At 40.4% G+C, this 22,063-nt stretch carries 24 protein-coding genes; 5 read left to right on the top strand and 19 right to left on the bottom strand.

Features of this window, described 5'->3' with window-relative positions; genetic code table 11:
• Position 1: 1 nt before the first annotated feature.
• The 5 genes from ureC to AC1Q59_RS04655 all read right to left on the bottom strand — a co-directional run bounded on the left by ureC (position 2) and on the right by AC1Q59_RS04655 (position 4,752).
• The gene (gene ureC / locus AC1Q59_RS04675) at positions 2-1,714 is read right to left on the bottom strand and encodes an urease subunit alpha (RefSeq protein WP_492364629.1); all 1,713 of its coding nucleotides are present in this window, start codon (positions 1,712-1,714) and stop codon (positions 2-4) included.
• Entirely contained in the window at positions 1,711-2,040 is a 330-nt protein-coding gene (ureB, locus tag AC1Q59_RS04670; protein WP_492364628.1) for an urease subunit beta, read from the bottom strand. The genes ureC and ureB overlap by 4 nt, the downstream gene beginning before the upstream one ends.
• A 23-nt stretch (positions 2,041-2,063) precedes the next feature.
• Positions 2,064-2,366, bottom strand: coding sequence for an urease subunit gamma (locus AC1Q59_RS04665; protein WP_492364627.1), 303 nt, complete (start codon positions 2,364-2,366; stop codon positions 2,064-2,066).
• 171 nt (positions 2,367-2,537) lie between these two features.
• Positions 2,538-3,053, bottom strand: coding sequence for a hypothetical protein (locus tag AC1Q59_RS04660; protein ID WP_492364626.1), 516 nt, complete (start codon positions 3,051-3,053; stop codon positions 2,538-2,540).
• 10 nt (positions 3,054-3,063) lie between these two features.
• Positions 3,064-4,752, bottom strand: a complete 1,689-nt coding sequence (locus tag AC1Q59_RS04655) for a formate--tetrahydrofolate ligase (RefSeq protein WP_492364625.1) — start codon at positions 4,750-4,752, stop codon at positions 3,064-3,066.
• A gap of 171 nt (positions 4,753-4,923) precedes the next feature.
• On the opposite strand from AC1Q59_RS04655, the gene metA reads away from it, so the two are divergent.
• On the top strand, positions 4,924-5,832 hold the full coding sequence (gene metA, locus AC1Q59_RS04650) for a homoserine O-acetyltransferase MetA (RefSeq protein WP_492364624.1): 909 nt from the start codon (positions 4,924-4,926) through the stop codon (positions 5,830-5,832).
• Between the two features lie 40 nt (positions 5,833-5,872).
• Here metA and AC1Q59_RS04645 read toward each other — a convergent pair whose 3' ends face one another.
• Complete coding sequence (locus AC1Q59_RS04645) at positions 5,873-6,565, bottom strand: AIM24 family protein (RefSeq protein ID WP_492364623.1); 693 nt, start codon at positions 6,563-6,565, stop codon at positions 5,873-5,875.
• 16 nt (positions 6,566-6,581) lie between these two features.
• Positions 6,582-7,265, bottom strand: a complete 684-nt coding sequence (locus AC1Q59_RS04640) for a class I SAM-dependent methyltransferase (protein ID WP_492364622.1) — start codon at positions 7,263-7,265, stop codon at positions 6,582-6,584.
• Between the two features lie 151 nt (positions 7,266-7,416).
• Between AC1Q59_RS04640 and AC1Q59_RS04635 the strand changes: the two genes are divergently transcribed.
• Complete coding sequence (locus tag AC1Q59_RS04635) at positions 7,417-7,635, top strand: DUF3892 domain-containing protein (RefSeq protein ID WP_492364621.1); 219 nt, start codon at positions 7,417-7,419, stop codon at positions 7,633-7,635.
• 479 nt (positions 7,636-8,114) lie between these two features.
• Here AC1Q59_RS04635 and mntR read toward each other — a convergent pair whose 3' ends face one another.
• From mntR to AC1Q59_RS04620, 3 genes are all read right to left on the bottom strand, one after another.
• A complete protein-coding gene (gene mntR, locus AC1Q59_RS04630) occupies positions 8,115-8,537 on the bottom strand; it encodes a transcriptional regulator MntR (RefSeq protein ID WP_492364620.1) in 423 nt (140 codons plus the stop codon).
• Between the two features lie 171 nt (positions 8,538-8,708).
• Entirely contained in the window at positions 8,709-10,859 is a 2,151-nt protein-coding gene (locus AC1Q59_RS04625) for a DNA topoisomerase III (protein ID WP_492364619.1), read from the bottom strand.
• A gap of 145 nt (positions 10,860-11,004) precedes the next feature.
• Positions 11,005-11,292 (bottom strand): hypothetical protein, encoded by a 288-nt coding sequence (locus AC1Q59_RS04620; protein WP_492364618.1) that lies wholly within the window; start codon positions 11,290-11,292, stop codon positions 11,005-11,007.
• A gap of 308 nt (positions 11,293-11,600) precedes the next feature.
• On the opposite strand from AC1Q59_RS04620, the gene cspD reads away from it, so the two are divergent.
• Positions 11,601-11,801, top strand: coding sequence for a cold-shock protein CspD (cspD, locus tag AC1Q59_RS04615; protein WP_009791749.1), 201 nt, complete (start codon positions 11,601-11,603; stop codon positions 11,799-11,801).
• Positions 11,802-11,840: 39 nt separating this feature from the next.
• Here cspD and AC1Q59_RS04610 read toward each other — a convergent pair whose 3' ends face one another.
• On the bottom strand, positions 11,841-12,017 hold the full coding sequence (locus AC1Q59_RS04610; protein WP_492364617.1) for a zinc-finger domain-containing protein: 177 nt from the start codon (positions 12,015-12,017) through the stop codon (positions 11,841-11,843).
• A 33-nt stretch (positions 12,018-12,050) separates the two neighbouring features.
• Positions 12,051-12,707 (bottom strand): reverse transcriptase-like protein, encoded by a 657-nt coding sequence (locus tag AC1Q59_RS04605; RefSeq protein ID WP_492364616.1) that lies wholly within the window; start codon positions 12,705-12,707, stop codon positions 12,051-12,053.
• 108 nt (positions 12,708-12,815) lie between these two features.
• On the opposite strand from AC1Q59_RS04605, the gene AC1Q59_RS04600 reads away from it, so the two are divergent.
• Positions 12,816-13,205: a reverse transcriptase-like protein gene (locus AC1Q59_RS04600; protein ID WP_492364615.1), complete on the top strand. Its 390-nt coding sequence runs from the start codon at positions 12,816-12,818 to the stop codon at positions 13,203-13,205.
• A 76-nt stretch (positions 13,206-13,281) separates the two neighbouring features.
• Here AC1Q59_RS04600 and AC1Q59_RS04595 read toward each other — a convergent pair whose 3' ends face one another.
• Together AC1Q59_RS04595 and AC1Q59_RS04590 are read right to left on the bottom strand one after the other, a co-directional pair.
• Positions 13,282-13,551, bottom strand: a complete 270-nt coding sequence (locus AC1Q59_RS04595) for a DUF6123 family protein (RefSeq protein ID WP_492364614.1) — start codon at positions 13,549-13,551, stop codon at positions 13,282-13,284.
• Positions 13,552-13,655: 104 nt separating this feature from the next.
• Positions 13,656-14,114, bottom strand: coding sequence for a divergent PAP2 family protein (locus AC1Q59_RS04590; RefSeq protein WP_492364613.1), 459 nt, complete (start codon positions 14,112-14,114; stop codon positions 13,656-13,658).
• A gap of 108 nt (positions 14,115-14,222) precedes the next feature.
• Between AC1Q59_RS04590 and sspL the strand changes: the two genes are divergently transcribed.
• Positions 14,223-14,360 (top strand): small, acid-soluble spore protein L, encoded by a 138-nt coding sequence (gene sspL, locus AC1Q59_RS04585; RefSeq protein WP_492364612.1) that lies wholly within the window; start codon positions 14,223-14,225, stop codon positions 14,358-14,360.
• Between the two features lie 99 nt (positions 14,361-14,459).
• On the opposite strand, the gene AC1Q59_RS04580 is transcribed toward sspL, so the two are convergent.
• From AC1Q59_RS04580 to AC1Q59_RS04560, 5 genes are all read right to left on the bottom strand, one after another.
• Complete coding sequence (locus AC1Q59_RS04580) at positions 14,460-15,356, bottom strand: 5'-3' exonuclease (RefSeq protein ID WP_492364611.1); 897 nt, start codon at positions 15,354-15,356, stop codon at positions 14,460-14,462.
• Positions 15,357-15,490: 134 nt separating this feature from the next.
• Positions 15,491-16,327, bottom strand: a complete 837-nt coding sequence (locus AC1Q59_RS04575) for a sulfurtransferase (RefSeq protein WP_492364610.1) — start codon at positions 16,325-16,327, stop codon at positions 15,491-15,493.
• Positions 16,328-16,351: 24 nt separating this feature from the next.
• A complete protein-coding gene (locus AC1Q59_RS04570; protein ID WP_492364609.1) occupies positions 16,352-20,008 on the bottom strand; it encodes a dynamin family protein in 3,657 nt (1,218 codons plus the stop codon).
• A 330-nt stretch (positions 20,009-20,338) separates the two neighbouring features.
• Positions 20,339-20,902 (bottom strand): isoprenylcysteine carboxyl methyltransferase family protein, encoded by a 564-nt coding sequence (locus AC1Q59_RS04565; RefSeq protein ID WP_492364608.1) that lies wholly within the window; start codon positions 20,900-20,902, stop codon positions 20,339-20,341.
• Positions 20,903-21,991, bottom strand: coding sequence for a type III polyketide synthase (locus tag AC1Q59_RS04560; RefSeq protein ID WP_492364607.1), 1,089 nt, complete (start codon positions 21,989-21,991; stop codon positions 20,903-20,905).
• Positions 21,992-22,063: the final 72 nt, after the last annotated feature.

Genomic DNA, 22,063 nt, shown 5'->3' with positions numbered 1-22,063 from the left:
CTCAAAATAGAAAATAACGCTGTGCCATCGGTAATTCTTTTGCCGGCGGACTTGTTATAAGTTCACCATTTACGCGTACCTCATATGTCTGCGGGTCAACCGTCAATTCAGGAGTTTCCGAGTTTAATTTCATATCTTTTTTCGTTAATTTCCTTATACCATGGACGGGTAAAATATTTTTTTGCAGTCCAAGCTTTTCATGCACTTTCTCTTCATAAGCCGCCTGAGATATGAAGGTAATCGAGCTTTTTTGCAGCGCTTTCCCTACAGCCGCATACATTGGTCGGCTTATGACCGGCTGCGGAGTTGGGATCGAGGCATTGGCATCCCCCATCATCCCATGAACAATAAAACCGCTTTTTATGACCAATTCAGGCTTAACGCCAAAAAATGCCGGTGACCAAACAACAAGGTCAGCAATTTTTCCTATCTCAATGGAGCCAACGTAGTCGGCTATTCCATGCGTAATCGCGGGATTTATTGTATATTTTGCAATATACCTTTTTGCCCGATTATTATCAGATAGTTTGCTATCACCAGTAAGAGAGCCCCTGTCTTTTTTCATTTTATGGGCAACCTGCCATGTTCTTAGAATGACCTCACCAACCCTGCCCATCGCTTGTGCATCTGAACTTGTCATACTAAATATCCCCATATCCTGCAGGACATCTTCTGCTGCTATGGTTTCCTTTCTAATCCGCGAATCAGCAAAAGCAATATCCTCCGGCACGGATGGATTTAAATGGTGGCAAACCATGAGCATATCTAAGTGTTCGTCGACAGTATTAATCGTGTATGGCAGAGTAGGATTCGTTGATGAAGGAAGAACATTCATAAAACTGGCAGTTTTAATTAAGTCAGGGGCATGTCCGCCTCCCGCTCCTTCCGTATGGTACATATGTATAACTCTGTCCTTAAGAGCTGCTATGGTATTTTCTACAAATCCTGCTTCGTTGAGAGTATCTGCATGAAGCGCAACCTGTATGTCATACTTATCTGCTACCTTCAACGCGTGATCAAGGGCTGAAGGAGTTGCCCCCCAGTCTTCATGAACTTTCAAACCGATTACCCCTGCTCTAACTTGTTCTGCTAATGGTTCTTCGGCGGCTGCCTGCCCTTTGCCTGTCAGTCCAACATTGATTGGCAGTCCCTCAACGGCTTCAAGCATACGATGGATATTCCATTCCCCTGGAGTAACAGTTGTCGCTCTTGAACCTGCAGAAGGACCTGTTCCGCCACCGATTAGAGTAGTCAAACCTGATGTAAGAGCGACTTCGACCTGAGCTGGGTTAATAAAATGAACATGGGTATCAATCCCTCCGGCTGTTACTATCATCCCTTCGCCGGCAATAATCTCCGTAGAAGCGCCAATAACGATATCAACCCCATCCATGACCAATGGGTTTCCCGCTTTTCCGATTCCTGAAATTTTCCCATCACGAATCGCGATATCGGCTTTGTAGATGCCAGTATAATCTAATACCACAGCATTTGTAATGACGACATCAGGGATGCCATCACCTCGTGTAACGAGCGGATTTTGCCCCATTCCATCGCGGATTACCTTCCCGCCGCCAAAAACGACTTCCTCACCATAAGTGGTATAATCTTTTTCAATTTGAATAATTAAATCTGTGTCCGCCAGTCGGATGGAATCTCCCGTAGTCGGGCCGAACATCTGTGCATATTGCTTTCTTGACATTTCAAAACTCATTTGCCATGCCCCCCTTCAACAGAGCCATCCGTTTTATTGTTAAAGCCATAAACTTTTTGTTCCCCTGCAAATGGAACCAATTCCACTTCTTTTTCATCTCCCGGTTCAAAGCGCACAGCTGCACCAGCGGGGACATTAAGCCTTTTGCCGAAAGCTTCTTCCCTGGAAAATTCCAGGGATTCATTTACTTCATAAAAATGATAGTGCGAGCCAATTTGTACCGGGCGATCCCCAGTATTCGTCACTTTTACTTTGAAAACATCTCTTCCTTCATTGCAGATAATCGGTTCTTCCTTCAGAAACAATTGCCCTGGTTCCCATTCCATTAAATATCCCTCCTGCAGTATTGTTAGCGAATCGGATCATGTACTGTGACCAGTTTTGTCCCATCAGGGAAAGTGGCCTCAACCTGAATATCATCAATGATATCCGCAATACCTTCCATAACGTCATCGCGTGTTAAAATGGTCGTACCGTATTCCATCAATTCCGCTACGGTTTTTCCATCTCTTGCCCCTTCCAGCACCTCATAAGTTAAAAGGGCGACTGCTTCCGGGTAATTTAGTTTTAATCCTCTTTCTTTTCTTCTTTTTGCAAGATCGGCTGCCACGACAATCATGAGCTTATCCATCTCACGAGGTACTAGTAACATTACCCAACCTCCTTTAGGTTAATATTTTTGTAAAATCTTCCACCTCCCATATAATTCTCCATATTATTGATAAATTAAACACTGTAAAATATTTTTGGTTATAAATATCATCCTGACATTCTATGAAATAAAAAAAGCCTTGCCTGTATGCTACAGACAAAGCTTTTTATATTAAATAACAGATCTTAACTTTTCAATACTTAGCAGCATAAATTCAACCATCAGGACCAAATCATCCATTTGGTCCTCATATACTAAGCGGTTAAAGGTGATCGTTGCTTCATTAGCAACAAGATTTTCCTTAGACAGCGGGTCAAATACGATCCTTTGCTGAATGGTCCGGCCAGGTCCCCAAATGTCTTTAAGAATGTTTGTGATTTTTTTATAAATCAGCTCATCATCCCGATGGTTAAATGAAAACTTAACCAATAAATGACTCCCAGCTAGACGGGTCGTTTGAACTGCCGGCAGCAGCTCAGCAGCCAGATTCTCTAACCCCGCTTCTAAAACAAGTGTACAGATAATATCATCATTGTTCGTGAATGAAATTTCATATTTTCTTAAAAGCTTAGCAGTATTCATCCAATCATTTCTGTCAACGATTCTTATTTCCCCATCGATATCCAGATCATAAAGGGCACCCTCTATGACAACTTTCATATTCTCAAATGCGGTAGGATCAAACATAGGCTAGCCTTTAGAATAACCCTACGGCTCTGCCGTTCTCATCCACATCCATTTTCATTGCTGCTGGTGTCTTTGGCAGTCCAGGCATGGTCATAACATCACCAGTTAAAGCAACAATAAAGCCTGCACCGATGGATGGCTTAAATTCCCTGATGGTAATGGAAAATCCTTCTGGCCTGCCAAGCTTGGCAGGATCATCAGATAAAGAATACTGAGTCTTCGCCATACAAATCGGCAAATTGCTCCAGCCAAAGCGGTCATAATCCTCAAGCTGTTTTTTCGCTTTTGAAGAAAACTCCACTTTATCTGCACCATAAACCTTTTGTGCAATTGTAAGTATTTTATTTTCCAATGTATCTGATAACTCGTAAAGCGGGTGGAAATCAGATTCTTGCTTTTCAATAACTTCAATAAGCTTATTAGCGAGATCTACTCCGCCTTCGCCGCCTTTTTCCCATACTTCTGTCAGTGAGACAGGAATGTTTTCCTCATCACATAGCTCTATTAATTTATTTACTTCATTTTCTGTATCTGTAATAAATTTATTAACTGCAACAACAAACGGCAGTCCAAAGCTTTGAATAGTCTCAATGTGCTTCTTCAAGTTAGAAAATCCGGCCGTTAAGGCTTCCACATCTTCTTTGCCAAGCTCATTTTTTGGAACTCCACCGTGCATTTTGAGCGCACGAATAGTTGCTACTATGACAACCGCTTCCGGTTTAAAACCAGCACTTCTTGCTTTAATATGCAGAAACTTCTCTGCACCTAAATCCGCACCAAAGCCGCCTTCGGTAACAACATAGTCAGCCAGCTTCGATGCTGTTTTCGTAGCTGTGACACTGTTGCAGCCGTGAGCAATATTGGCAAAAGGACCGCCGTGAATAAAGGCTGGTGTATGTTCAATCGTTTGCACAAGGTTCGGTTTGACAGCATCCTTTAAAAGCATAGCTAAGGCGCCCTGAACACCTAAATCGGCAACAGTGACAGGCTGCTTGTCATAGTTATAGGCAATAACCATGCGGCCCAGCCGCTCCTTCAGGTTATCTAAATCGGATGCAAGGCATAGAACTGCCATTATTTCCGATGCAACGGTAATATCAAATCCGTCCTCACGCGGAACACCCTGGACCGGCCCGCCTAATCCGATTACAACCTTTCTAAGGGCACGATCATTCATATCAAGCGCCCGTTTCCACACGATGCGGCGAGGATCAATGCCCAGCTGATTTCCCTGCTGAAGATGGTTATCCATAAGAGCTGCCAGAGCATTATTAGCTGTTGTAATGGCATGGAGATCGCCAGTAAAATGAAGATTAATATCTTCCATCGGCAGGACCTGGGAATACCCTCCACCAGTAGCTCCGCCTTTTATCCCCATAATTGGTCCTAAAGACGGCTCGCGCATAGCGATGATTGCCTTTTTCCCAATTTTTGTGAACGCATCACCAAGCCCTACAGTGACAGTTGATTTTCCTTCACCAGCAGGTGTCGGATTAATTGAAGTAACTAGAATAATTTTTCCGCTTTTTTTTGTTTCAAGTTTCTTTAACGCATCTGTTGTCAGTTTTGCTTTGTATTTCCCATATAATTCAAGGTCTTCTTCATGAAGTCCAATTTTTTCTGCAATTTCTATTATAGGTTTCATTGTTGACTGTTGAGCGATTTCAATATCTGATTTAACAATAGGCTGCACCTTCATAATACTCCTCCTAAAGCCATAGTAATGAAAACGTTTTCTGCTTCTCTATTGTATCATTTCTTTCAATTTATTGCAGATAGAAAAAATGAGAATTTTTGCACAAGGATTGCTACAATGGTTAATCATCATTATAATAGATTTTATTGAATATTCACAAAGGGGGATGTTAAATTGCCAATTAAAATACCAAAGCTGCTGCCGGCAAGAGAAATATTAGAGGCAGAAAATATATTCGTCATGGATGAAGACCGCGCGCAAACGCAGGACATTCGACCTTTAAATATATTAATCTTGAATCTCATGCCTGAAAAAGAAAAAACCGAAGCACAGCTTCTTAGATTACTCGGTAACACACCGCTTCAAGTTAATATTTTCTTTCTTAAAACAGCCACACATGAATCAAAGAATACAAGCCCAACACATCTAGAGCAATTCTATACAACCTTCTCAGAAATAAAGCATCGTAAATTTGATGGTATGATCATTACCGGAGCTCCTATTGAACTGCTTCCATTTAGGGATGTAAACTATTGGGAAGAGCTAACGGAAATCATGGACTGGACAAGGGAAAACGTCACCTCCACCCTGCATATTTGCTGGGGAGCACAAGCAGCTCTTTATCACCACTTTGGCATTGATAAATTTGAGCTTTCAGGTAAATGTTCTGGTGTCTATACCCACACCGTACTAGATCGCTCAGAAAAATTATTGCGAGGCTTTGATGATGCTTTCCTTGCACCGCATTCAAGATATACGGATATTTTTGTAGAAGAAGTTAAGAACCACCCAACTTTAAAACTGCTCTCTGCATCCGAAGAAGCGGGTCCATTTATTCTATGTGCCAATAACGGCAAGCAAATTATGATAACCGGACACTTTGAATATGAAGCAGCAACATTAGCGGAAGAATTTAAAAGAGATCTTGCAAAAGGGCTCGACATTGAAATGCCAAAGCATTATTTTCCAAACGATGACCCTAACAAGCAGCCCCTAAACCGATGGCGCTCACATGCCCATTTGCTATTTTCTAATTGGCTGAACTATTATGTCTACCAGGAAACACCATTCGTATGGGATTGAAACTAGTTGGCCCGGCTATCCGCCGGGCTTTTCCAATTCTTTATGATTCCTCTTTATAATAAACCTCCTCAAATGGCTGAACGACAACAAAGCCATTTCCCTGAAACTTCATTTGAATCGATTCGCCGCTTCCACGGCCAAAGAAAGTTTTAAGAGAGATATCTGTCACAAATTCCGGCTGCAGATTTCCTGACCACGCAACAGTAGCATTCGGGTCTGTAAAGACTGGCTTATCCGGAGATACAGGAAGAGTCAGTGGTTCGTAATGTGACGTAATTGCAGCCATTCCGTTGCCTTCAAGCCGTACATTAAATAATCCCCCTGCCATCATACCGGCAACCTTTCGCATTAGTTTTATATCCCAGTCAATGGTAGTTTCAAAGGCAAGCAGATCATTGCCGTTCACATAAATGGACTCCCCCTGCAGGTCCAGTATTGAAATCTTCTTCCCTTGGTCTGCCACATACAGCTTGCCATTGCCTGTTGCCTTCATCAATGCGGTGCCTTCACCTGTTAGAGCTTTTTTAAACATTTTTCCTATGCCATGCTCCAAAATTCCTTCGCGTTCAAATTTAATATTGCCGCGATAAGATATCATCGAACCAGCCTTCGCCCAGATTTGATTCGTCAGATTAATCTCTAATATTCTTGGTGTTTCTAGTTCAAATAAACCTTCCCCTTTGTCCTGCTGTACAGTATTCTTCACAAATTCATGAATGGAATACTTGCTCATCGAAACCCTCTCCCTTTTATTTTATATTTTTTAGCATAAATACCCACATAAACGAAATAGCCTGCTTTAATTCAACGGACAGCGAACCCTTTGGCAGCTGTTCTGCTGCTTTCTTATATACACCAAGGCCGTCAATGATTTCCCAATTATTTTCCTGGGCAAGCTTGGCAAATTCCCATGGCATCATGGTATTGCAAATTACCTCTTCACCGTGAAGCCTGCGATAGCTTGATGCCCTTGGCCCTGCTGTTGGCCCAAGGATGCCGACACATGCCATTCCGCCAGATTTGACGATTCTTTGAATTTCCTTGAGAACGCTCAGCGGCTGTTCCGTCCATTCTAAGGAATTAATCGCCATAACAGCGTCATAGGAATCTTCTGCAAATGTTAGCGAAGTGATATCTCCTTTCATAAATTGAGCCGAATTCCCTTTATTGGTCTCATTTGCTTTATGTATCATTTCTTCTGAAACATCGACGCCTAATACCTTATAGCCACATTCAGCAAGTTTATAAGATCCGTAGCCGTCACCACAGCCAAGATCACATACCGCTTTGCCTTTTGTCACATATTTTGCAAAAAATGGGGCGATATCCTTTCGGCTGCCGTTTTCCCACATTTCCCTGCTTTTTGAATTCCAGCTATCAGCTCTTTCATCCCATTGTTTCTCTGCTTCCTGTCTCCAATTAAATAGACTCAAACCATTTCCCTCCCATTCTTGCTTACCTACAAATTACGCATTAATCTGAAAAAAGATTCATACTTAAAGACTATCCTAATCTTATTGTTTAGAAAAGACTAAATGAACCAACAATAGAAATGAACTCAAATACTAGGAGGAATCGTATTTCATGGCAGAGGAAATCATTGCAGTGCAAAGGAATTTACACGGGGATATTATAAACTTTCAAACGTCATCAGGAAGGATTATATCCTATCGAAAAGCATTGCAGGAAGCGGAAGAAGGGATCATTACAGGAGTATCTGTTCACGAAGGAACAGAGAGTGACCTGCCTGTTTTGACATCGGAACTGACTAACTTTGATGATTTACCTGATAGCTATATATAAAAAGAGAACCTGGGATTTCAAATAACAGGTTCTCTTTGGTGTATAAGTGCGGGGAAAATCAGATGAAGCTAGGTGAAAAAACTTTTTGATACTAACTGGACAAGGGGGATTTCTGGTAAAGCTGTCGGAATAACAACTGCTTTCTGACTGGACTACCTGATTTCCGGGAAAACCTGTCAGAATGATCCCTGCTTTCTGACTAGACAACCTGGATTTCTCGAAAAGCTGTCAGAATAACACCCGCTTTCTGACTAGACAACCTGGATTTCTCGAAAAGCTGTCAGAATAACACCTGCTTTCTGACTGGACAACCTGGATTTCTCGAAAAGCTGTCAGAATAACACCCGCATTCTGACTGGTCGATCTAATTTCATGGTAAACCTGTCAGAATACAACAACCTTAACTCTAATTACCTAAACAAAATCCTCGCAAAAACCTGTACACGAAAAGGAACCCGACTGAGCTCAGCCGGGTTCCTTTAGTTTTCCGCATTATTTTTTTGAATTTCTCTTAACACTTCTATGCGTTTTTCATCTTCTTCAAAGTATTGAACCAAATCACCGATGCGGTCAATCGCATCCCAGCTTAAATGGTGCTCAATTCCTTCTACATCCTCGTAAATGTGCTCTTCTTTTACACCAATGATGCGCAGAAGCTGCTCAAGCAGGTCGTGGCGAAAAACAAGACGTTTTCCAATTTTCTTACCTTTGGATGTTAAAATGAGTCCTCTGTATTTCTCATATACAAGATATTCATCTTTATCTAGTTTCTGGACCATTTTCGTTACAGAGGAGGGATGAACACAAAGGGCCTCCGCTATATCAGAAACACGAGCATACCCTTTTTCTTCAATCAAAATATATATTTGTTCAATATAGTCTTCCATACTAGGTGTTGGCATAAAGAGCACCCTCCCATTATCCTATACACACAAAAACCCCCATTATAGCTGTTGCTAATATATATGAGGGTGATTACATTGTGTGACTGAGCCCAACTTTTTTGCCCCCATTGGGTCTTTAAAAAGTGTACTATAATTGAGGTGGACAGACAAGGCTGGAGATTATGAGATTCATTTTGAAAAAATAAAATTTATTTTTTTCTCCTGGTTATTCCAGGATAGCTTCGCCGAAAATACCCGATCCTTGCTGGTGAACCCTTCCATTTCTTCAGTGACTCCATCATTAAGAAGCTGCTTTACTGCTTTTTGTGTAAGTGTTTTTCCCAGTATTTTCTTTGATATGGTAAAGGAGCATTTGGTCTTATTGTAGTTGGAGCATCCGAAAAAACTTCCCTTGTCAATAACATCACCATCACATAGCTTGCATTTTCCAAGTTTAGTCGCTCTTTTCTTTTTAACCTTTCCCGGGGTGAATTCTTCAATATCCACTTTTTGAAAAGTCCATTTTTGCGAATGGTCAACTGCTGCCTGGATCAGATGGGTGACCATTTTACCCGTTTGTTCCATAAAATGTTTTGGGGAAGCCTCCCCTTCCGATATACCTTTTAGACGCTGTTCCCATTTAGCGGTCATTTCCGGTGAGGCTAAAATTTCTGAACCAATGGCATTGATTAATATCTTTGCCTTTGCAGTAGCATACACAAGGTTTTTCGCTATATTAATATAGTTTCGATCCTTTAGCATCGTGATAATTCCGGCTCTTGTTGCTTCTGTTCCGAGCCCTTCTGTTTTCATCAGAACTTTTTCTAACTCTTTATCTTCTATATGCTTTCCGGCAGATTTCATAAGCGTTATTAGCTGGCCTTCAGTATAGCGCTTCGGCGGCTGTGTTTTGCTTTCCTTTACATCCGCCTTGACCACTTTTCCTTTTTCGCCTTCTATCAAGGAAGGAAGATCTGGGTCTGAATCTTTTTCTGACTGAGGAATGACCTTCCTCCAGCCTTCTTCCAGCATGACTTTCCCCTTTGACTGAAAAATCGCTCTCCCGTCCACAAGTGTTTTAATAGTTGTATATTCGGTAACAGACTTTTCATAATGGGCTGCAATTAAGCTTTTTACAATTAAATCATACAGTTTCTTTTCATCCTCTGACAGCTTGTCCAGCTGCGGTACCTGCTCTGTAGGGATGATAGCATAGTGGTCAGTCACTTTTTTATCATTAACATATCGTTTGTTTTCAATAAGAGAATGGGCCGGAAGAGGAAAATACCCTTTATAATCAGGTATATTTTCAATTTTTTTCAGTGTTTCCGGGAATATTTCTGCTTCTCCTTTTGTAACATAGCGAGAATCTGAACGCGGATAGGAAACGATCCCTCTTTGGTAAAGCTTCTGCAAGACATCTAATGTTTTCTTAGGCGGAAATTTATAACGGCGATTGGCCTCAGCCTGCAGGGCTGAAAGATTATAGAGGAGGGGTGGAAGGAATTCCTTCTTTTCTGCCTTAATTTCTGCAACTTCAGCATCTTTTTTCTGGCAAAAGCCAGCGATTTTTTCTGCAAGCTCCTTTGTGGATATTCTAGTTTCCCCGTCTTTTTCCCATTTGCCTGTATATTTTTTTCCGTTCATATTGAATTGGGCACTCACCTCCCAATAAGGCTCAGATACAAAGCTTTCAATTTCAATTTCCCTTTTGACAATCAGGGCTAAGGTTGGCGTCTGGACCCTGCCTACAGAAAACACATCGGAAAACCCCTGTTTTTGCAAAAGCAGACTATAGAGTCTTGATGCGTTCATACCAACTACCCAATCTGCACATGCTCTGGTATAGGCTTCAAAGTATAAATTGCGGGTTTGTGATTCATCTAATAAAGACTGGAATCCATCTTTAATAGCTTTGGGCGTCAGCGAGGAGATCCATAGGCGTTTCATTGGGAGGTTTGATTTGCTTTGCCTGAGGATGTTTCTAATAATCAGCTCTCCTTCCCTTCCAGCGTCACCAGCATGAATAACCTCGGTAACAGCCGGATTTGAGAGAAGCTGTTTAATAATATGAAATTGCTTTGCTTTATCCTTTGTTACTTCATATTCAAATTGAGAGGGAATGATCGGAAGCGCTGAAAGCGACCATTTCTTCCATTGTGAATCATATTTCTCTGGGGCAACAAGCTGACACAAATGCCCGACTGCCCATGTAACATAAGCCCCATCCGGGAATATATCATTAGGAAAAATTTCGATAAAGCCCTGGTTTTTCTTCTTTTTAAAAATTGAGGCTAGAGTTGCCCCCTGATCAGGCTTTTCGGCTATTATCAATTTCATTTCTGTCACTCCTGAAGAAGCTTACAGTCAATCTATCAGCTTCTAAACTCGATTATCTATCATAATATTACACAACTCTGAAGGAAAAGGAATAGAATAAATGAAAAAAAGCTAATCGTTTGATAGTCCGATTAGCTCTGTATGATTATTTGGTATAGGGATAAATGCCGGAATCCGTTTGCAGGAACCACTTATCTTTACTGACAATTGTTGATACTGTCAGGATCAATGAGGGAATCTTCTCTACATGAAATACGATTAACCCAAGGAGGTCATTCATGATGACAAAGGATTCTCCATGCGAAAACGAATGGAGCCCGCTGCCCATCAATATAATAGAGTCAGCAATGACATCCTTTTCTTCTTGGTCAACTTGAATATGGGGAGAGAACCTTAACATCCAATTATCATCATCAATGGAAAAACGAAACATGGACTCACCCTCTGTTAATAGAGATTTGGAAGATTAAAAGTAACCATAATTAATAATAAATATGTTGTTTCCAGTAAAGTATACCGCCTGAAAAATATTTTTTAAAAATTTTAAATATTTAATAGTTTTTGAGAAAATCTTCGTTAATCTGCTTGACGAGTGCCTGTCATTCGTGTATATTAGAAGCATCATTTAACAGAATATATTTCCGTTATTTCTAAAAATATCTGTCTGTATTTTGTTGGGTGGTAATATTTATCTGAGGGCACAAGAATTGTGTCTTGAAAGGCTTAGGAGGAAAAGTTAACATGCAAAACGGTAAAGTAAAATGGTTCAACAATGAAAAAGGTTTTGGTTTTATCGAAGTTGAAGGCGGAGACGATGTATTCGTACACTTCACAGCTATCCAAGGCGACGGTTTTAAATCTTTAGAAGAAGGCCAAGAAGTTTCTTTCGAAATCGTTGAAGGAAACCGCGGACCACAAGCTGCGAACGTTGTAAAACTTTAATCTTTAAATAATCAGGCTGGCATTCTTGCCAGCCTTTATTTATGACAATTTGTTGCCAATTTGTTTGATCCTCTCACCTACCGTGCATTTTGTAATGCAAAAGCGATGTGCGTACCTTCGTCCTTTTTCATTTTTAAAATGCTGATGCAAAAAGCATCCCTTACAGTAATTAGCTAATAACTCCTCTACTTCACTAAATAATTGTTTCCGATTCATTAGATCACGCCTCCCCTTAAACGGCTTGTGAGTCTATAGGACTTGCATTTTGCTGTTGATTATTTTTCCTTTTAGCGCTTGTGCAGCAAGCTTATCTGCTTCTTTATTTTCATTACGCGGAATTGGCGTAAAGGTGGCATGTATGGATAGTTTGTTTATTTTTTCCTCTATCCGGTCAAGCCAGCGATTTAAATTTTCCTCATAGCATGGCCATTCTCCCTTTAGCTGCATCAAAATACCTTGAGCATCTCCTTTAAATTCACACGTCATATGGTTAACGCCCATTTCTTCAAGAAGATTCAGCGTCTGGTACATGGCTGCGTATTCGGCTTCACTGTTATTTTCAATTTCGCCAAACATCTCGTTGGCCCGAATGCGAAATTTCTTTTTCCCCTGCTTGTAATAAATAACAGCACCCAAGCCTGCCTCTCTTGTTTCTTTATTATAGCCGCCATCAAAGTAAACAAGTAAATCATGAGGCTCTTCTTCCACTTCCTCAAGGAGCTTCTTCATTTCCTTCGTTCTCCAAGACGTTCCGGCCTCATCATAATAGATTAATTCCGCGCATTTTCCGCTCTTCTCAATCTCTTCTCCCAGACTTAAAGCAAGTTCCCCATCTATCCACTCTGAGGTAAAAGCCACATTTCCATTCCCTTTTATTTTATAAGTCCATTCCAGTTTATATTTCATTTTTTTCAGCCTTTCCATTTTTTCACGTTATGGTACACTATTTCTATCTTACCCTGTTGGCTCATTAGATAAAATGAGCAATACGAAATTGTATGCGGAGGAATTAGATTGATTGAGGTTTATATTGATGGTGCAAGTGCCGGCAATCCGGGCCCTAGCGGTGCAGGCATTTTTATAAAAGCAAATGGAACGGCCGAAAAGCATGCAATTCCGCTTGGCATCATGGAAAACCATCAGGCTGAATACCATGCATTAATTAAAGCACTTGAAATATGTATTGACAAGGGCTATAAAATCGTTTCATTCCGAACAGACTCACAAGCAGTTAATGGGGCAATTGAAAAAGAATATGCGAAAAATAAAACCTATGCCCCGCTTCTCGAAAAAGCACTTTTATTGAGCCGGCAGCTCGATTTATTTTTCATGAAGTGGGTACCCAGTTCAGAAAACAAAGCAGCAGATGAGCTTGCTAGAGCGGCGATCCGGATGAATAATTAGGAAGTCATTATGCAGCATAATAAAATCAGGAGCCAGGCAGAAAGAAAAAAGGCGTGTACATCAACACGCCTTTTTTTCACATTGCTATAAACTGTTTTTTCTTGACAAACTTAATTGCGCCGCTTCTTGTATTAATTTTATTAGATGTCAGCGTTTCCAATAATGAAACAAAAAAGCTTCCATCAAAATCTTTTTGCGCCTTCAATGTTAATTCAATAGCCGTATTTGTCAGCTCATCAGATGCATTGGTTGATTTCTTTCCAAAATATATAAAGCCAATTGCATCTTCTTTCAGTTGAAATCCTTTGCTATCCAAGAAATTTAAATAATCGTCAACAGTTTTCACCAACAGGTCCTCCCCTTTAAAGATACCATCATAAATATTACCGCAAAATTTGGCAATTTTCTATTATTTTTTTAAAATTGGAAGGAATTTTGTAAGCAAAACATTTATTTCTTAGTAAGCAAATGTCCAATGGAACCCGTTAATACCCCTAGCAGAGCACCGCCAATCACTTCTGCTGGCTGGTGTCCAAGCATTTCCTTGAGCTTCTTTGGCTTTTCTTCTTTAAATTCAACAGATTCTTCCTTATGAATTTTGTGCATTAATTCACCCATGCTGTTTACCTTTAAGGTAAGCTCTCCTGTTTGCCTTCTAATCCCCTGAGCGTCGTACATAACGATAAGTCCATAGACTAGTGAAAGAGCAAAGTCAATCGTTGGTATGCCGCGCTTTAAGGCAATATAAGTGGTTAGCGAGGAGACACCGGCAGAGTGCGAGCTTGGCATCCCGCCTGTCTGAAAAAACAGGTCAGGCCTGAATTCTTTTTTCCGAAAAAAATGGATGGGAATTTTCAGTCCCTGGGCTAAGCCTATCGATAACAGAGCAATATAAACTCCTTTGTTCATACTCAATTCACCTCTTCATTAGTGTGAAATGAGAAGTGTTTATTTATTCTTTTTACGTTCATACTAACCGTGTACAAATGTTAACCAAAAAAATATGGAGGGGTTTAAATGGCTAGAAAATCAAGAAACAGAGGAACAAAAGCACCAGGAGTTAATCCGCAGGGCTACGGTCAGGACGCCGAATTTGCTGAAGAGCCAAAAAGCAAGCTAGAAAACGCAGCCAAAAAATCCAACACAAAAATCTAACGATATTAATGGGCGGGCACTTTCCCGCTTTAAAGCATCGGGGGCCTGTCCCCCAATGCTTTAAAGCGCTGGGGGTCTGACCCCCAGCGCTTTACTGCGTTAAATGACGTATTCTTCGATGTCAAGGAAACGGTGAAGGCCGCCGCGGAATTCGCAGGTATTGAAGGTGTCGAGCACCTTGCTGCGATCGAACTTGAATTTAGCGTCGTTAAGGTCGCATTCGACTGGGACGTCGCATTTGATTTCAGCAAGCTTGCGGCTTAGGTGAAGCATCTCCAGATCTTGTTCAATTTTTGTCCGCTGGCCTTTTGGCAGCTGCTCAAGATTTTCAAGCACACCCTCAACATGTCCAAATTGCTGCAGGAGCTTCAGTGCCGTCTTTTCGCCAATCCCCTTAACCCCAGGATAATTATCGCTTGGATCGCCCATGAAAGCCTTTAAATCAATCATCTGCTTAGGATTAATGCCTTTTTCCTCGAAAAAGCTCTGTTCATTATGAACAAGATAATTTCCGAACCCTTTTTGCAGAAGGATAACAGAAATCCGCTCATCGATCAGCTGCAAAATATCTTTATCCCCTGTAAGGATTTTTACATTGGCCTGGTTCTTTACTTGTTTCGCAATAGTTCCAATACAGTCATCCGCTTCATAGCCCTTAACCCCAATATTCGGCACATCAAAAGCCTCCACAACCTCTTTTACCAGATCAAACTGTGGAACCAGTTCAATCGGTGCTTGAGGACGATTCGCTTTATATCCATCATACATGTCTGTCCGGAATGTTGTACTGCCCATGTCCCAGCAAACAGCCACATGCGAAGGTTTAAAGGAGGATACAGCCGTAAGGAAATGCTTCACAAACCCATACACCCCATTAGTGGGCACACCTTTTGAATTCACCATAAATTGTCCTGTAACTGCTGTTGCGAAGTATGCTCTAAATAAAAGAGCCATCCCATCTACAAGCATAAGATCTGTATGTTTATTTGTATCCATGTCATCTCTCCCCGTCCAAATTTTTCATCATAAAAACTATTATAACATGGATAAACCGCCTAATTTTGTGTTAATAATTTACTCCAGCAAAAATGAAAGGACCAGGCTATCATCGCCTAGTCCTTCCTCCTCCATTATTCCCCAGTTTCAACATCGTTTTCATCATAGGAAACCCAGTCGCTAAAGCTTCCGGCATATAGCTTCACTTTCTCGTATCCCGCTTTTTTCAGAGCAATAAAGTTAGGTGTAGCAGATATGCCTGATCCGCAGTATACAATAACTTCCTTATTTTTATCTACATCCGAAAATCGCTTTTCTAGCTCTACGTCTGATTTAAATGAACCATTTTCCATGACTTCCGTAAACAGCTTATTAATCGCCCCAGGAATATGTCCTGCCTTTTTATCAAGCGGCTCCTCAATCCCTTGAAAACGCTTAGGATCCCTCGCATCAATAAGAATGACATCTTGATTTTTTTCGTCTACAATCTTCTTTACATCCTCATAAGAAGCAAAAATGTCTTTATTCACTTGAGGAGTAAAATTAGCCTTCGGATAGACAGGAATCTCCTGATCAACAGGATAGCCTGCTTCCTTCCATGAACTGTAGCCGCCATTTAAAACATATACATTGGTATGGCCTGCGTAATTTAACATCCACCACAGTCTTGAAGCATAAGAGCCTGCTCCCTGATCATAGGCGATTACAACTGTATCTTGATCGATACCCGCGTTATTTAGTGTCTCAGCAAAATCATTCAAATCTGGAAGCGGATGTCTGCCGCCATGCTCCGAAGCAGGCTTTGACAGGTCCTTGCTGACATGGAAATAGACTGCTCCTGGAATATGATCATTTTGGTATAATTCATAGCCTTCATTTGTAGCGCTAAGATTGTAGCGGCAATCAACGATTCTGATATTCTCATCCTTTAAGTGATCTAACAGCCATTCTTTTTCAACGGTATAGTTCATTTATTTACCCTCCAGCTACTAAAATTATAAAGCAGAAATCTCTTTTTCCTTTTTCATCAGTTCTTCTATTGGGAAGTTTTCGCTTAGTACCGCCATAATTCCGCTGTAGTATTCATCTGTCTGTTCTTTAAGGATAGTTATCATTCGGGCATATTCAGCTAAAAGCAGGCTTTGATAATGATCCTTCATTCGCGCTCCTTCTGTCTGGAGATACGCATCCGCAGGATCCTTCATCAATTCCTCCAAATCATCCATTAAATATTTTCTTTCATTTTTTTCGAAGAATGATTTTGGGTTTTTAAAATGACTAAGCGGTTTTTTGAATTTTGCCTGGTCTTCATTCACAAAAGCTGTTTCAAATTCAAGGCCTTCCATGCTTTCGGCCTCAAAATGGCTAAAACTTACCTCCGGATTTATTTCCTCTGCAGCCTTTGCAATCATCTCCTGCGCCTGTTTAAGAAGCTTTCCGATAAATGTTTCTAATCGCAATGTGGTCGCGCGCAATTCCTGGGCAAAATCGTAGCCAAAGCTTTGCAAAAATTCCTCCAGTGCTGTCTGCAATGCCTTCTTTAAATTACGGCCATCATCTTTTAGCAAAGCAGGATTGAAGGCTTCCTTAACAAATTCACTGTAACGCAGAAATACACGCTGCTTAATATAGAAGACAAGTTCGTCTGCTTCCTGATCTAATCTTTGAGTGAAAATCTTTTGATCCTGTTTATCGATCGCCGCATGCATCATGTGCTGCTCATTTTCCAAGTGCAGACGTTTTTGTGCTTTTAATTCCTTATCCTCCTGTGAGGACTGGATAAAGGAGCGAAGCTGTTCTAATATCCGTTTCCACTCGAGCTCGGCTGCATCAATTGTGATTTCCATTAATTCATTTGTAATAAACGAATAGAAGCTCTTTTCAAAAACAGCGATATTGGATGTGCCATTGGATTTTTGCTCAAGCTTTTCTGTCAATGCTTCAAGACTGGAAAGACCAAATAGGTTTGGTTTGCGGATGCCGTATTGAACCAGCTGGCTTCCCACATAATCCAAAACAGATTCCTTTTCTTCCTCATTGTTCGCGAGGTCAATCGCATTAACGATGAAGAACATTTTATCAAGCTCAAAGGAATCCTTAACCCGGCCAAGCTGAATTAGGAACTCCCGGTCTGCTTTGGAGAAGGCATGGTTATAGTATGTGACAAAAAGAATTGCATCCGAATTCTTGATATATTCAAAAGCAACCCCCGTGTGGCGGGCATTGATTGAATCTGCTCCCGGAGTGTCAACAAGAGTGATGCCTTTTCTTGTCAGTTCACAATCATAGTAAACCTCAATCAGTTCAACAAAGCATGATTTTTCTTCAAGGGCAACATAATCCTTAAACTCTTTTAAATCTGTCTCAATCGTATCTCCTAACCTGCTGCGAAAATGTTCAAACCCTTTAAAGAACGCTTGTAAAAAGGCAAGATGCGTTTTTTCATTGGATTCCACATTTAAATTGCCACTGATGATTTGTTCGATTTGCTTATTGGCTTCATCAAAATCGCGGGCAGACATATCAAATACCCTTAAGGAACGATTCACATCTTCAAACAAAGTATTTGAAGGTTTAACCTTTACAAGGACAGTACCATGTGGATGCTGGTCATCTGTCGGCATAATTTTATTGATCGCCGCTGTTGTCGGATTAGGTGAAACAGGCAGCAGCTTATCGCCAATCAAAGCGTTGGCAAAAGATGATTTCCCTGCACTAAAGGCACCGAATAGAGCTACAGTAAAATGTTTGTTTTCCAGGCGCTCGGCTTTTGAAAGTAAATCAGCAGCCATTTTTTTAAACCCAGGAACATCATGAACTAATTCAGCGGTGCGGTTAAGCTTTTTCACGATTTCGGCTACAGGCCTTTGCTCTGACCGATGTGTTTTTCCATCTGAAAGGTCTTCTTTTGCTTCTTCATTATGCGCTTCTTTCTCTTCAGATTCGCTTTCATTAGCAGAATTATAAATAATTTCAGCTTCTTCTTCCGTTTCTGCCAGTAACGCGCTGATTTTTTCAGCATATTGTTCATGCGGAAAGTTTCCGCTGAGGATATTTTCTGCTTTTGTTTTTATTTCGTTTATTTGATCCTTTAAGGATAATAATCCTTCCCATGCCTGAGTTAAACTAGCAAGCTCTTGCCTTTTTTTTTCGATCTTCGCTTCTGCCTGCTGATTTTTCAGTTTCAGGGCATTTAGAAACAGTTCTTTTAATTCTTGTAAACTAGCCTTAGCGGCTTTCTTTACAGACTCAGAGACATCATTGGTGTACTGAAGAACATAATCACCTGAAAGAAGAGCCCCTTCCTTGACGTTTTCCGATAATAACTCAGTCGTGATTGACACGTGAAATCCTTGTGCTTTAGTTAAGATATCCGCATCATGAATTTCATGCTGTTTTAATTCATTTAAATAAAGCTCTTTTAAATGCCAATCAATCTGGGATTGAACTTTTTCCCCTAAATCAGCGTAAAAACGTTCAAGGCGCGCTTGTCTTTCCTGTTCGGTCTTTTGCTTGGAAAAGAACAGCCCTACTTTAAATCCGGATTGGCGGGATTCAAGATAGTCTTTCGCAAGATCACGTGTAGAAAACGGCATTAAATAGGCACTTTTTAAAACCTCGTCTATCTTTTTATGAAGCTCAATTTCCGCTTTATCAATGGACGCTTTTATCTCTTTTAGCTCATGATTGGCTCTGGCCAATTTTTCTGGGAGGTGCGCTCTTTCTTCAGCTGGAACATCTTTTAGGACTTCCTCAAACTTTTCTGCTTCTGCCCAATTTCTCTCCTCGAAAAATGTTAGATGCTCTTTGGACAGTTTCTTTAATGAATGAAAAACAGATTCAGGCAGCAGCGCTTCTCTATTTGCCATTTTTTCAGCAATAAAGCTTTGTAGTTCATTGAACTGATTTTCCTTATGTGTCTCATCCTTTAATGTAGTATAAAAAATCCTTTCAGGTTTTACCCCCCAGGAGGCAAAAGAATCAACCACACTTTTCTTAAAATCTGAAAAACTAAGTTCATCGTCACGATGTTTATCGATTTGATTAATAATTAAATATACTTGCTTTCCTTCAGCAGTGAGCTCCTTTGTAAAAAGGAAGTTTAGTTCCGATTGGACGTGATTATAATCCATCACATAAAAAACAAGATCTGCCAGGTGCAAAGCTGATTCCGTCGCAATTCTATGAGCGTCATCAGTGGAGTCAATTCCCGGTGTATCCATAATGACAATATTTTTCGGAAGTTTCGTATTTGAAACACTTATTTCAACCGATTGGATTTGATCGCCATCCTTGGCATAGGATTTAACTTTCTCATAATCATATGGAGCGGCATATATTCTTGGTTTGCCCGCTTTAAAAATTACTTTGGCATAGTCCTCGCCCGATTTTACTTTGACAAGGTTAGCACTTGTTGGGATTGGACTGGAAGGAAGCAGGTGTTCACCAACAATTTTATTAATCATACTTGATTTGCCCGCAGAAAAATGTCCGCAAAAGGCAATCGAGTACTCTTGATTTTTAAGTTTTACCGCCAGATCCTTCGCTCTTTCGGCTGTTTGCTCATCTTGGTCTATTTGAAAACGTTCGTGCAAAGCCGTAATTTTTTCAAATAAAAGAGCTTTATCCAATTTCAATACTGTCTGAACCATGAATCGATGTCTCCTTGTTTTATCTATTTATCCATCATCTATTTTAAATGATTTTTCTCACAATTCCTATGGAACTTTTATCTTTTCTGAGGAAAAATAAAAAAACCAGGAACACGCCCGGTTTCATAATAACGTATATGATATTTATTTTGCATGCGGTTTTGCAACATGATTTAAAACATGTTTCATAACTAGCGCGTAAGCTGTTACCGTTCCGGCAACAAAGATCATAGCCATATGTAACAACACCTTTCTGTTGATAATGACTCTCAAACTCAATTGTATTTTATCATTAACGATAATCATTTTCAATGTCTAATTTCAAAATGATTAGATTCTTTCCAAATCGTCTGTGATCACGGAGTTGTCAGCAAATACTCTTTCATATTCTGTTAAGCTTCTCAACGCCTTTTCCTCTGCAGGTATTCTAACCGCAAGAATCACTGCATTAAGAATAGAAAATAAAATCGCTGTCACATAGGCCTGAAACAACAATGGAATCAGCAGAAACTCCGCTGCCACAATAGCATAATTCGGGTGCTTTATATATCGGTACGGGCCTTTTCTTACCACCTTTGCATTTGGCAAGACAATAATCTTCGTATTCCAAAACATACCAAGAGACTTAAGTGCCCATACCCTTGCAGCCTGAGTGATTAGCAGCAGGGCTAGAACGATCGGCCAGACCGGGGACAATGGCTTATGCAAAATCAGTACTTCTAAAATATATGAGATAAAAAAGAGTCCATGAACAAGGACAATCCATCGATAATGCTCTTTTCCAAATTCCATTGCTCCCTGACTTTTCATCCAGCGCTCATTCCTTTTGGCGATAACCAGCTCAACCATACGCTGTAAAATAATCAATGTAATAATCAGAAAAAATAGATTCATTTATGCCTCCCATTTTAACAAAAGAAGTTCTGAACTGAAACCTGGCCCCAAAGCAGTCAAGAGTCCATAATCATTTCCTCTGCCTAAGCACATGAACTGTTTTAACACATAAAGGACGGTTGGTGACGACATATTTCCAAACTGTTTTAAAACTTCCAGCGGTATCCTTGTCATTTCTGCTTCGAAATTCAAGGCTGCTGCGTAGGCATCAATCACCTTTTTTCCGCCTGGATGAGCAATAAAATGGCTGATATCATTCATGCCTATTCCGCAGCTTTCAAGAAACTTATCAACATTTGGCCTAAGCCATCTTTTTATCAGCGATGGAATATCCTTGGAAAAAACAACATGCATCCCTTCATTTTTTACATCCCAGCCCATCACATCAAGGGAATCTTGCAGTAACGTCGATTGAACACAGGTAATGGAAGGAACATATGACAGTTTTTGATAGTATGCCTTATCAGCCTTGTCGCCAACTAAGAGAACGCAGGCAGCACCATCCGCAAAAAGAGATGCTGCAATTAAATTACTTTTAGACCTATCTCCTTTTTGAAAGTTTAAGCTGCATAATTCGACTGCCAGCACAAGCACTTTAGCCTCAGGGTAGGCAAAACAATATTCGTAGGCCCTTGAAAGTCCCGACGCACCGCCTGCACAGCCAAGGCCCCATATAGGTATTCGTTTTGTATGCTCTGAAAATGCCAGCTTATTCATGATTCTTGCTTCTATGCTTGGGGTTGCAATCCCCGAACTTGATATATAAAAGATGGCATCTATTTCGCTATAAGGAATTTGTTTTTTTAAAAAATCATTGCTCGTCAGGCAATTTTGTATGGCTTGGGCACCTAAATCCACTGCATGCTCAATATAGGCATTATTTTTCTCAGCAAATGTTCGGTCCGTTTTATACCAATCCATCCCTTTTACGAAATGGCGCTTTTCGATTTGCCCATTATGAAAAGCCTTTAATAGCCGGTCAATATCCTGAAATGAGTCTGAAAATAGCTCTCTGGCAAAATTCATTACCTCATCTTGCCTTAGAATATGTGCTGGAATAGCTTCTGCGACAGAAATTATGGATGGCATTTCATTCTCTCCTTTGTATCATACTGATAATTTTTCCAAATTATTCTAGAATATACAAAGAGCTTTTTGCGC

This window comes from Cytobacillus sp. MT66 (assembly GCF_058792595.1).
The sequence above is the reverse complement of the archived record's forward strand: the minus strand, read 5'-3'. Positions and strand labels throughout refer to the sequence as shown.